Source organism: Thermus sp. NMX2.A1 (assembly GCF_000511705.1).
GTDB lineage: Bacteria > Deinococcota > Deinococci > Deinococcales > Thermaceae > Thermus > Thermus scotoductus.
Window position 1 is genome coordinate 1 of record NZ_ATNI01000114.1, and the last position, 11,744, is coordinate 11,744.

The following is an 11,744-nucleotide window of genomic DNA, read 5'->3' on the forward strand; positions in this document are numbered from 1 at the left end:
AGGGTAAGGCTTCGTTTAGCTTGTTGCTGATGGGGGCACGGGGAAACGCTTATGCAGGGGTATACCGGGGTTATGATGAGTCCCATGCTCAAGGGTGAAGGCCCGGGTCCCCTTCCCCCTCTCCTGCAGCAGTACGTGGAGCTCAGGGACCGCTACCCCGACTACCTCCTCCTCTTCCAGGTGGGGGACTTCTACGAGTGCTTCGGGGAGGACGCGGAAAGGCTGGCCCGGGCTTTGGGATTGGTGCTTACCCACAAGTCCAGCAAGGACTTCACCACCCCCATGGCGGGGATTCCCCTAAGGGCCTTTGACGCCTATGCGGAAAGGCTTTTGAAAATGGGTTTCCGGTTGGCGGTGGCGGACCAGGTGGAGCCCGCAGAAGAGGCCGAGGGCCTGGTGCGGCGGGAGGTAACCCAGCTCCTCACCCCCGGCACCCTGGTGCAGGAAACCCTTCTTTCCAAGGAAGCCAACTACCTGGCGGCCATCGCCACCGGGGATGGTTTCGGGGTGGCCTTTCTGGACGTGTCCACCGGGGAGTTCAAGGGCACCTTGCTTAAGAGCAAAAGCGCCCTCTACGACGAGCTATTCCGCCACCGGCCCGCCGAGGTGCTTCTGGCCCCGGAGCTCAGGGAAAACCCGGAGTTTGTAGAAGAATTCCAGAAGCGCTTCCCCGTTATGCTTTCGGAAGCTCCCTTTGAACCGGTAGGGGAGGGGCCCTTGGCCTTGCGCCGGGTCCAGGGGGCGCTCCTTTGGTATGCCCGCTGGACCCAAGGAGAGGGGTTCAGCCCCAGGCCCTTCCGCCCCTACGACCCCGGGGCCTTCATGCACCTGCCCGAGGCCACCTTGAGGGCCCTCGAGGTCTTCGAGCCCATCCGGGGCCAGGACACCCTCTTCGGCGTTCTGGACGAAACCCGCACCGCTTTTGGCCGCAGGTTGTTGCAAAGCTGGCTCCGCCATCCCTTGCTGGAGGCGGGTCCTTTGGAGGCCAGGCTGGACCGGGTAGAGCGCTTTGTAAGGGAAGGGGCCCTGCGGGAAGGGGTGAGGCGGCTCCTCTTCCGCCTGGCGGACCTGGAAAGGCTGGCCACCCGGCTGGAGATGGGGCGGGCATCCCCGCGGGACCTGGGCTCCTTGCGCCGGAGCCTGGAGATCCTGCCCGAGCTCCGGGCCCTCTTGGGGGAAGAGGTGGTCCTTCCCGACCTGGGTTCCCTTCTGGAGGAGTTGAGGGCGGCCTTGGAGGAGGAACTGCCCCTCAAGCTCTCCGAGGGAGGGCTGATCCGCCAGGGCTATGATCCTCATCTGGATGCCCTGCGGCAGGCCCACCGGGAGGGGGTGGCCTATTTCCTGGAGCTGGAGGAGCGGGAGAAGGCCAGAACCGGCATCCCTACCTTGAAGGTGGGCTATAACGCCGTCTTTGGCTACTACCTGGAGGTTACCCGACCCTACTACGAAAGGGTTCCCCCGGAGTACAAGGCCATCCAGACCCTGAAGGATCGGCAGCGCTACACCCTGCCGGAGATCAAGGAGAGGGAAAGGGAGCTCTACCGCCTCGAGGCCCAGATCCGCCGCCGGGAGGAGGAGGTCTTTTTGGAGCTCAGGGAGAAGGCCAGGAAGGAGGCGGAGGCCCTCAGGGAGGCGGCCAGGGTCCTGGCGGAGCTGGACGTCTATGCCGCCTTGGCGGAGGTGGCGGTGCGCTACGGCTACGTGAGGCCCCGTTTTGGCGATCGGCTTCAGATCCGCGGGGGGCGCCACCCGGTGGTGGAGCGGCGCACCAGCTTTGTCCCCAACGACCTGGAGATGGCCCACGAGCTCGTCTTGGTCACCGGGCCCAACATGGCGGGGAAGAGCACCTACCTTCGGCAGACAGCCTTGATGGCCCTTCTCGCCCAGATTGGAAGCTTTGTGCCCGCAGAGGAGGCCATCCTCCCCCTCTTCGACCGGATCCTTACCCGGATCGGGGCCTCCGATGACCTGGCAGGGGGGCGGAGCACCTTCATGGTGGAAATGGAGGAGGTGGCCCTGATCCTCAAGGAAGCCACGGAGAGAAGCCTGGTCCTCCTGGACGAGGTGGGAAGGGGGACGAGCTCCTTGGACGGGGTGGCCATCGCCACCGCCGTGGCCGAGGCCCTTCACGAAAGGCGGTGCTACACCCTTTTCGCCACCCACTACTTTGAGCTGACCGCCCTGCCCCTCTCCCGGCTCAAAAACCTGCACGTGGCCGCCAAGGAGGAGGAAGGAGGCCTGACCTTCTACCACCAGGTGCTGCCCGGCCCGGCCTCCAAGAGCTACGGGGTGGAGGTGGCCAGGATGGCGGGGCTTCCCAAGGAGGTGGTGGAACGGGCCAAATCCCTCCTCCAGGTCCTCACCGCCCGCAGGGAGGGGGTGGCGGAGGCGGTGCTGGAAAGGCTCCTCGCCCTGGACCCCGACCGCCTGACCCCCCTCGAGGCCCTCTGCCTCCTGCATGAGCTCAAGGCCTTGGCCCTGGGGGCTCCCCTGGATACCATAAAGGGGTGATCCGCCCGCTTCCTGAGGAGCTCCGGGGGCTCCTGGCCCGGGGCGAGGTGCTCTTTTCCCTCAGAGACGTGGTGCGGGAGCTTTTGGAAAACGCCCTGGACGCAGGGGCCAAGAGGGTGCGGGTGGAGCTTTACGGCGGGGGACGGGAGCGTGCTTTCCCGGAGGGAAACACCTGGCGTGCTTTCCCGGAGGGAAACACCTGGAGGATCGTGGTGGAGGACGATGGCCAGGGAATCCCCTTGGCCGAGCTTCCCTTGGCGGTGGAACCCTTCGCCACCAGCAAGCTTCTGGACCCCGGGAGGATCACCGCCTTGGGCTTTCGGGGCCAGGCCCTTTACGCCCTAAGGCAGGCCGCCCTTCTCAGGATCCGCTCCCGGCCTCGCTTTCAGGTGGGCGGGGGGCTTCTTCTGGCCCGGGGGGAGCGGGTGGAGGTTAGGGAGGTGGCGGCCCCCCCGGGGACCCGGGTGGAGGTGGTGGGGTGGGAAGGGGAAGGCTCGGAGCGGGAGGTGGCGGAACTGTTAAGGCGCTATCTCCTCCATTATCCCTGGCTTTCCCTGGCCTTTTTCGCAGAGGGGGAGGCCCGGCTCCTCTTCCCGGGTGCGGGGCTTAAGGAAGCAGCCCGGCTGGCCTTTGGCCGGGTCCTGGCGGAAAGGCTCTTGCCCGTGGAGCGGGAAGCCGGGGGCATGCGGCTTCAGGGCTTGCTTTCCGGACCCCAGGCCTCCCGCACGCGGCCCGACCTTCTCTTCCTGGCCATCAACGGCCGCCCCGTGGCCTGGCCGGAGGGTTTGCTGAAGACCGTGCGCCGGGCTTACCGGGAGCTTCTTCCCGAGGGGCATTTCCCCGTGGGCGTCCTGAACCTCACCCTGCCCCTCGAGGCCTTCCGGTTGCGGCTGGATGCCAGGAAGGAGGAGGTGGCGGTCTTGGAGGAGGCGGAGGCCTTTGTGGAGGAAGGTCTGAGGGAGGCCTTCCAAAGGCATAACCTGGCCCGTAGCCTCCCCGAACCCAGGCCCCTCATGCCCTTAAGCCCGCCCACGCCCTCGGGGCTTCCCCGCTTGCGCTACCTGGGGCAGTTTAGGGAGAGTTACCTTCTGGCGGAGGCAGGGGACACCCTTTACGTGGTGGACCAGCACGCTGCCCACGAACGGGTGATCTACGAGGAATTTCTGAGGCGCCTTAAGGAGGAGGGCCTGAAGGCCCTGCCCTATCCGGTTTTGGTGGAGCTTTCCCCCCTCGAGGAAAGCCTTTTGCCGGAGAGGAAGGAGGTTTTGGCTTCCCTCTTTGCCCTCGAGGCCTTTGGTCCAGGCAGGGTCAGGCTCCTGGCGGCCCCTTCCTTCCTCCATCCCTATCCCCTCCTCCTTCCGGAGATCTTCCGCGAGGCCCTGAGGGGAGAGGGGAAAAGCCTCACGGAGCTTCTGGCCCGCCTGGCCTGCCTGCCGGCGGTGAAGGCAGGGCACCCCCTGTCCCGGACCGAGGGCCAGGCCCTCCTGGACGCCCTCCTCCAGTGCCAAACCCCCTGGGTCTGCCCTCACGGCCGGCCCACCCTGCTGGCCCTTAAGGAGGAGGACCTCATCCGGCGCTTTGGCCGCCGCTCTGGGGCGAGGGCAGGAGAAGAATCCCGTCCTCGTCGGCCAGAAGAAGGTCTCCCGGAAGAACCCTGGCCCAGGGGAGGTTAAGGGGTACGTCCACCTCTCCCAGGCCCTCCTTGGCGCTTTTCCTGGGAGTGGCCGCCAGGGCCAGGATGCCGATGGGCACTTCCTTGAGCTCCCCGGTATCCCGCACGGCCCCGTGGATCACCACCCCGGCCCAGCCCCGCTCCCAGGCCAGCCGGGCCAGGTTGCCCCCCAAAAGGGCGGTCTTCAGGGAGCCTCCCCCGTCCACCACCAGCACCTGGCCTCCGCCTTCCTCCTCCAGCACCCTTCGCACTAGGGCGTTGTCCTGGAAGACCTTCAGGGTGCGCACCCGCCCTTGGAAGCGGGTCTTGCCGCCGAAGCTCCTGAAGACCATGGGCAGGGTTTCCGCCTCGGGATGGGCGTCCGATAGGTCGGTGGTCCGCCAGTCCATGGGGATATAGTAGCGCCTATGGAAGAGGCGCGGCTCCTCATCACCTGCCCGGACCGGCCCGGGATCGTGGCCGCGGTTTCCGGGTTCCTGTACGCCCATGGGGCCAACATCACCGATTTGCAGCAATATTCCACCGATCCCGAAGGGGGAACCTTTTTCATGCGCCTGGCCTTCACCACCCCCCACCTGGACCTTTCCCGCCCTGCCCTGGAAAGGGCCTTCCAGGACGTGGTGGCAAGCCGCTTTCAGATGGAGTGGCGCCTGACCTATGCCTCGGAAAAAAAGCGGGTGGCCATTTTAGTCTCCAAGCCGGCCCACGCCCTTTTGGAGCTCCTCTGGCGCTATAGGGTGGGGGAGCTTTCCATGGACCTCCGGATGGTGATCTCCAACCACCCTCACCACCAGGAGGAGGTGGAGCGCTTCGGTATACCCTACCACCACGTGCCGGTGGAGAAGGGAAGGAAAGAGGAGGCGGAGGAGAGGATCCTGGCCCTTCTGGAGGAGGAGAGGGTGGAGCTTGTGGTCCTGGCCCGCTACATGCAGATCCTCTCCCCCGGTTTCGTGGCCCGCTACCCCATGCGCATCATCAACATCCACCATTCCTTCCTGCCGGCCTTTGCCGGGGCCGACCCCTACCGCCAGGCCCACGAGCGGGGGGTGAAGCTCATCGGGGCCACCGCCCATTACGTCACCGAGGAGCTGGACCAAGGGCCCATCATCGAGCAGGACGTGGTGCGGGTATCCCACCGCCACACGGTGGCGGAGATGCGGCGGCTTGGGCAGGAGCTGGAGCGCACGGTCCTGGCCCGGGCGGTACGCTGGCACCTCGAGGACCGCATCCTCGTCCACGGCAACAAGACCGTGGTCTTCGTCTAATCGGTGCCTAACCGGGAAAGCGTAAGGTAAGTTCGGGAGGTGGTGTATGAACCTAGCCCGTTCCTTTGTGGGTTTTCTGGTGCTTTCCCTGATGGCGGGGGCCGTGCTCTGGTGGGGGTTGAGCAACGGCCAGACCCAGCGCTCCCAGCCTGTTTCCGCACCTGCCGAGGCAGGGCTTCTGGAGTACGAGCGCAACACCGTGGAGATCGTGGAGAAGTACGGGGACGGGGTGGTCTACGTGGGGGTGGTGACCCGTCCTCAAAATGTCCAGCTTCCCCCCGGATTTGAGTTTTTTGCTCCATTTTTGCAAATGCCCCCACAGAAGGGCACGGGCTCGGGCTTCGTCATCGACAAGGAGGGGTACATCCTCACCAACTACCACGTGGTGGAGGGAGCCAGCCGCATCACCGTGAAGTTCCACAACGACCCCAAGGAGTACCAGGCCCGCCTGGTGGGGGCGGCCCCGCCTTTGGATCTGGCTCTCCTCAAGGTGGAGGCGCCCAAGGAAAGGCTGGTGCCCCTGGTCCTGGGGGATTCCGACCGCATAAGGGTGGGGCAGAAGGCCATCGCCATGGGGAACCCCTTTGGGTTGGAGTTCACTGTGACCCAGGGGATCGTCTCCGCCATCCGGGAAAACCCCGGGGCCATCGGGGACGAGTCGGGTCTGGTGCCCCAGGTGATCCAGACGGATGCCGCCATCAACCCTGGCAACTCCGGCGGGCCCCTCCTCAACTCCCGCGGGGAGGTGATCGGCATCAACACCGCCATCTTCGCCCCCACGGGCCAGTTCGGGGCCGCCCAGTTCTCCGGGGTGGGGTTTGCCCTGCCCATCAACCTGGTGAAGCAGTACCTGCCCGAGCTGAAGGCGGGGAAGACCCTGACCGCGGAGGAGATCGTCAGGAGCCGTCCCCGGCTTGGCGTGTCCCTCATCCCCCTTTCCATCTACCCGGAGAGGCTTCGCCAGCAGTACGGGCTTCCCGCCTCCGGCCTCATGGTGCAGGAGGTGGAGAGGAATAGCCCCGCTGCCCGGGCGGGCTTAAGGGCTCCAAGCCGCTTTGCCTACATCCAACTTCCCACGGGCGAGGCCTTGCAGGTGGGGGTGGATGGGGATGTGCTCCTCAAGGCCGACGGGGTGCCTCTTTCCTCCATCGCCCAGCTCCGCCAGGTTCTCTACGGCAAGAAGCCGGGAGAGGCAGTGGTCCTCGAGGTCTGGCGCCAGGGGAAGACCCTCACCCTCCGGGTGGTGCCCCAGGTGCTGCGCTAGGGGGGAAAGAGGAGGCGGAGGCGCAGGCACCCCCCCTGGGTTCGGAACCAGCGCCCCCCAAGCCCTAGGGCCAGGCCCAGCTCGGAGCAGTAGGCGAGCTCCCGCTTCCGCTCCTGGGCGAGGGCCTGGTTCCAGGGGTAGACCCCGCCCGTGTAGTAGGCCTCGGTCTCGGGATCGGTGTAGGCCTGGAAGTCCTGGAAGCGGAAGAAGGGGCGGAACTCCAAGAGGACGGGCTTCCCCGTCACCGAGTTGACGAACTCCACCCGTCCCTGCTCCCAGGCGCTCAGGAAGAGATACCGCTTTTGCTGTCCGTCCTCCACCACCACCACCCGGACCAGGCCGAGAAGGACCAGGGTCAGCCAAAAGGCCCAGCTCCTAGGGAGCTGGGCCAGCTTGTTGCGGAAAATAGCGGGTTTCACCGGCCTACTTCAGGGCCCCGGCTTCCCGGAAGTAGCGCAGGGCCCCCTCGTGGTAGGGGATGGTGCCCCCCACCAAGCGGACGGCGTTTTCCAAGGTGGTGTCCCGGGCGGCGGCCACCGCCTGGCGCAGGGTGGCCAGGTTCTCAAAGGTGGCCTTGGTGAGGGCGTAGGCGGCCTCCTCCGGCAGGCTTTGCGGGCAGACGAAGAGGTTCCAGAAGATGAGGGTGGGGGTGTCGCTCCGGGTTCCGTAGACCGCCTTGGGGATCACCCCAGGGCCGGCGAGGCCGGGGAAGCGCTTCTGGAAGGTCTGCACCACGGTGCTCTTGGGATCCAAGGGCACCAGGTGGATCCTCTGCCCCTTCCGGGCCAGGGCGGCGGAAAGCTCGGTGATGGCCCCGGTGGGGAGGCCTCCCGACCAGAAGAAGGCATCGATGTTGCCCTCGGCTAAGGCGTTGGCGCTTTCCTGGGCCCCCAGGCGCTCCTGCTTGGCGAAGTCCTTGGGGGAGATCCCGGCGGCCTGCAGGACCAGCAAGGCCTCCACCTCCGTGCCCGAGCCCGGAGCCCCGGTGGACACCCGCTTCCCCTTCAGATCCTGCACCACCCGGATGCCCGTTCCCTCCCGGGTGACGATGTGCAGGAAGTTGGGGTACATGGCGAAGAGGATGCGCACGCTTTTGGCGGGTTTCTCCTTAAAGCGATCGTGCTGGCCGGTGTAGGCCAAATAGGCGGAATCGGGCAACACGGTGCCGCAGTAGTAGGTGCCCCCGCCTGTGCGGTTTTCCAAAAGGAGCAGGTTGTCAATGGAAGCCGCGGTCTGGATGGCCTGGGCCTCGGCTACCCCGGCTTTGCTCCAGATCTCCGCCAGGGTGGTGCCGTAGTAGAAGTACACCCCCCCCACACCCCCGGTGGCGATCACCACCTTGGGCTTCTGGGCAAGACCCAAACCCGCCAAGGCCAAGAGGATCAACAGGGCTCTCTTCATAGCCTTACCTCCTTTCCTTCGGCCTTACCCTAAGGCTTCCCGCGCGCTCCCGTCAACCCTTTGCGGAAGAAGGGAAGCCCGAGCAGGAAGGCTGCCAGGTTCAGGGGTCCGTAGGGCGCGAAGAGGAAAACCGCAAGGATGCCCAAAGCCCAGGCTTCCCAGCGCGCCAGGGGCCTGCGGGTATACCCCGCGGCGGAGGCGGAAAGGTAGACGATGCCGATGGCCACGGAGAAGAAGCGCTCCAGGATCATGCCCCAGGCCTCGCCGGGAGGGGAGTTCTCCAACACGGGCACGATGAGGAGGGCGGTGCCCGAGTAGGAGAGCAGGAAGAAAAAGCCTACCAGGTATTTGGCGAGGGCTACCCGGGCGGCATAGACCCCGGTGACCAGGGGGTTGGTGCCGAAGACGCTGGCTGCGGCGTAGGCGGAAAGGGCCACGGGCGGGGTTACATCGGCCAGGACCGCATAGTAGAAGAGGAACATGTGGGTGGCGAGGATGGCGGCGGAGTCGGGGATGCCGTTTTGCTTGGCCAGGGCGATGATGGCCGGGGCGGTGAGGGCCGAGGTGAGCACGTAGGTGGCGGTGGGGGGCACCCCCATGCCCAGGATCAGGCTGAAGATGGCGGTGATGAGGGTGGCGAGGAGGAGGCTTTCCCCCGATACCTGCTGGAGAAGCTGGCTGAACTTGGAGGGAAGGCCGCTAATCACCATCATGGCGAAGATGAGGTTGGCGGCGGTCACGGCTGTGCCGATGGGGAGCAGGGTGCGGAAGCCCTCGGAAAGCCCCTGGAAGATGGGAGCCAGGTTCTTAGGCCTCAGGGTGGGGTCCAGATAAGTGAGGAGGATGAAGAAGAGGAGGGCCAGGCTGGCGGCGGTGCGCACCTCGTAGCCCATGTAGAGCATGGCGATGATGAGGAGGATCGGCAAAAAGAGGGTGCTATAGCGAAGGATATAGGCCCTTCGGCTCATGCCCAGCTCCGCTCCCACGGGGGGCAGGCCCGCCTTTCGGGAGTAGAACTCGTTGAAGGCCAAAACGGCGGTTAGGTAAAGCAAGGCCGGCCCCAGGGCCATGATGATCACCTTCAGGTAGGAGATCTGTAGGATTTCCACCATGATGAAGGCGATGGAGCCCATGACCGGGGGGGTGGTGAGGGCAATGGTGCCCGCGGTGGCCACCAGGCCTGCCGCCACCAGGCGATCGTAGTTGGCCCTTTCGTAAAGGGGCTTGGTGAGGGCGGCCACAAACTGGGTGTCCGCGGCCCCGGAGCCGGAAAACATTCCCATGAACACGCTGGCCAGGCCGGTAACCCGTCCAGGGGTGGCGGGATGCTTGCCCACCAGGGCTAAGGCCAGGTTGGCCACCACCTTCCCCAGGCCCAAGGCCCCGATCATGCCGGAAAGCAAGGTGAAGTAGACCAGGTACTTGGCGGAGACCCCGGTGATGAGCCCGTAGATGCCGGCCTCGGTTTCGTTGAAGGTTTTGCCCAGTAGGAGGTCTATTCCCTGGCGGTTTCCCCTGAAGGCCCCGGGGAAGAGGTCAGCATAGAGGTTGTAGCTGAAGAAGAAGAGGACCAATACAGGCATCACCGGACCCAGAAGGCGGTAGACCAGGCCCAGGACCAGCATGATGAGCCCGAAGGACATGGCCATGTCCCAAGGCTCGGGAAGCACCGCCCGGTAGACCAGCTCCTCAAAGAAGCGGAGCTGGTAGAGGGTGGGGAAGAGGGCCAGGAGAACCGCTAGAAGGTCGGCAGGCGGTTTTAAGCGCGGGAGGATTGCAGGCAGGGCTGCCACCCCCCAGTACAGGAGGCCCACCGCCTTGGCCTCCCACGGCAGGTTTACCCCGGGCACGCTGGGAAAGAGGAAGTTGTAGAGGGGGATCAAGGTGAAGGCGAAGTACACCCAGGCCCCTAGGGTGCGCTTCCTTGGGAGGTAGAAGGAAACGAGATACCCCCCAAGAAGGAGAAAGAGGACGTGGGTGCTTCGCTGAAGCTGGACGATGTCCAGGATGGGGATCTCGGCCTTGGCCAAGGGGGTGAAGGGATGAAGGACCAGATACAGGCTGTAAAGAGCTCCCAGGATTAGGATCCAGTGGGTCAGCCGGGCCAGAGGGGTGGATGGAGTCTTGGGATGTTCTAGCTCCATGGTTTCCTCCAAAAAAGCCCGGGGCCTGGAGGGTTCCAGGGCACCCGGGCTAAGGCATGGCTTACTTGACGAGGCCTTTCTCCTTCAGGTACCGCTCGGCTCCCGGGTGGAAGGGGATGGGGAGCTTCCCGTAAAGCCTGGCGGTGGCCTCGAGGCTGGTGTCCTTGGCGGCGGCCACGGCGGTGCGGAGGGTATCCAGGTTCTCGAAGACGGCCTTCATGATGGCATAGCCGGCCTCTGCGGGCAGGGTGTCCGGGCAGACCACGATGTTGCCGGTGGCCAGCCCCGGCACGTCGGTGCGGGTGTTATAGACGTTCTTGGGCACCTTGTAGGGATCCACCAGGCCCGGGAACCTCTTCATGACCACCTGGGCGGTGGTGCTCTTGGGGTCGATGGGCACCAGGTAGATGCGGTCCCCTTTGCGGGCGAGGGTCTGGGAGAGCTCCACGATGGAGCTGGTGGGCACGCCCCCCACCCAGAAGAAGGCGTCCAGGGTGCCCTCGGCCAGGGCCTTGGCTCCTTCTGCCACCGGCAGGCGCTCCCGCTTGGCGAAGGTTTCCGGCTTTATCCCGGCCCCCTGCAGCACCAGAAGGGCGAGGTTCTCGGTGCTGGAGCCGGGCTGGCCCGTGGAGACCCGCTTGCCCTTCAGGTCCTGCACCACCTTGATGCCGGTCTTTTCCGTGGTCACCAGGTGGATGAAGGAGGGGTACATGTAGAAGAGGACCCGCTGGTTTTTGGCTGGCTTGTCCTTAAAGCGAGGCTCCTCCCCGGTGTAGGCCAGGTAGGCGGAGTCGGTGGTGGTGAGGGCGCAGTAGTAGGTGTTGCCCGAGGTTCGGTCCCGCAGGAGCTGCAGGTTGTCATAGGAGCCACCGGTCTGCACCGGCTGGGCCTCCACCGCCCCGGCCTTGTTGAGGATGTCGGCCACGGCGGTGCCGTAGTAGAAGAATACGCCTCCGGTACTCCCGGTACCTATCACCACCTTGGGCTTCTGCGCCAGGCCAAGGCTTAGGGCTACCAGACCGATGAGGATAAGGGCTCGCTTCATGGTCGCCTCCCGTATACTTTTGCGCTCCTAACCTACCCTACCCTTGGGTACCTGTCAAGGTGATGTATTCGGCCAGCACATTTGAGACAGCTTGGGGAACCGACCCCTCCCGTATCTTAGCCAAGAACTCCAGGGGGGCAAGGCCACCCAGGGCCATGTGGGGTCTCCTGCGGTTGTAGTAGTCCAGGTAGGCATTAAGCTCCACCTGTAGCTCGCTAACCCTCGTGGGCAAAGGTCGGGTGTAAAACTCATCCCTAAAAGTCCGTTGCAGCCGCTCCACGTGCCCGTTAAGCCTAGGACTCCGGGGAGGCAGCACAAAAAGAGCGATGCCCAGGCCTTGGCACGCCATCTCAAACTCCGCCATGAACTCGCTACCCCCATCCACCTGCACCGCTCGGATGGGGAAAGGCGCCTGGGCCACCAGTCGGGATAGAAACTTCCC

The 11,744-nt window shown here is 65.1% G+C and carries 10 protein-coding genes; 4 read left to right on the forward strand and 6 right to left on the reverse strand.

All coding sequences use genetic code 11. From position 1 onward, the window contains the following. Positions 1-75: 75 nt before the first annotated feature. Together mutS and TNMX_RS11390 are read left to right on the forward strand one after the other, a co-directional pair. A complete protein-coding gene (mutS, locus tag TNMX_RS11385; RefSeq protein WP_172640124.1) occupies positions 76-2,511 on the forward strand; it encodes a DNA mismatch repair protein MutS in 2,436 nt (811 codons plus the stop codon). Beyond that, on the forward strand, positions 2,508-4,184 hold the full coding sequence (locus tag TNMX_RS11390; RefSeq protein WP_038032371.1) for an ATP-binding protein: 1,677 nt from the start codon (positions 2,508-2,510) through the stop codon (positions 4,182-4,184). Before mutS ends, TNMX_RS11390 begins: the two co-directional genes overlap by 4 nt. Here the strand turns inward: TNMX_RS11390 and rraA are convergent. Further along, positions 4,078-4,572: a ribonuclease E activity regulator RraA gene (gene rraA, locus TNMX_RS11395; RefSeq protein ID WP_038032373.1), complete on the reverse strand. Its 495-nt coding sequence runs from the start codon at positions 4,570-4,572 to the stop codon at positions 4,078-4,080. The two genes, TNMX_RS11390 and rraA, sit on opposite strands and share 107 nt — an antisense overlap. 18 nt (positions 4,573-4,590) lie before the next feature. Between rraA and purU the strand changes: the two genes are divergently transcribed. Both purU and TNMX_RS11405 read left to right on the forward strand, forming a co-directional pair. Continuing rightward, complete coding sequence (gene purU, locus TNMX_RS11400; RefSeq protein ID WP_038032374.1) at positions 4,591-5,448, forward strand: formyltetrahydrofolate deformylase; 858 nt, start codon at positions 4,591-4,593, stop codon at positions 5,446-5,448. Between the two features lie 46 nt (positions 5,449-5,494). After that, the gene (locus tag TNMX_RS11405) at positions 5,495-6,712 is read left to right on the forward strand and encodes a S1C family serine protease (protein WP_038032376.1); all 1,218 of its coding nucleotides are present in this window, start codon (positions 5,495-5,497) and stop codon (positions 6,710-6,712) included. Here TNMX_RS11405 and TNMX_RS11410 read toward each other — a convergent pair. From TNMX_RS11410 to TNMX_RS11430, 5 genes are all read right to left on the reverse strand, one after another. Beyond that, entirely contained in the window at positions 6,709-7,131 is a 423-nt protein-coding gene (locus tag TNMX_RS11410) for a hypothetical protein (RefSeq protein ID WP_156919465.1), read from the reverse strand. The two genes, TNMX_RS11405 and TNMX_RS11410, sit on opposite strands and share 4 nt — an antisense overlap. 4 nt (positions 7,132-7,135) lie before the next feature. Beyond that, on the reverse strand, positions 7,136-8,113 hold the full coding sequence (locus tag TNMX_RS11415; RefSeq protein ID WP_038032383.1) for a TAXI family TRAP transporter solute-binding subunit: 978 nt from the start codon (positions 8,111-8,113) through the stop codon (positions 7,136-7,138). 29 nt (positions 8,114-8,142) lie between these two features. After that, a complete protein-coding gene (locus tag TNMX_RS11420; RefSeq protein WP_052037993.1) occupies positions 8,143-10,257 on the reverse strand; it encodes a TRAP transporter fused permease subunit in 2,115 nt (704 codons plus the stop codon). 61 nt (positions 10,258-10,318) lie between these two features. Then, complete coding sequence (locus TNMX_RS11425; protein WP_038032386.1) at positions 10,319-11,302, reverse strand: TAXI family TRAP transporter solute-binding subunit; 984 nt, start codon at positions 11,300-11,302, stop codon at positions 10,319-10,321. A gap of 37 nt (positions 11,303-11,339) precedes the next feature. Beyond that, the coding region (locus TNMX_RS11430; RefSeq protein WP_156919466.1) for an integrase core domain-containing protein at positions 11,340-11,744 on the reverse strand (405 nt) is incomplete at its 5' end.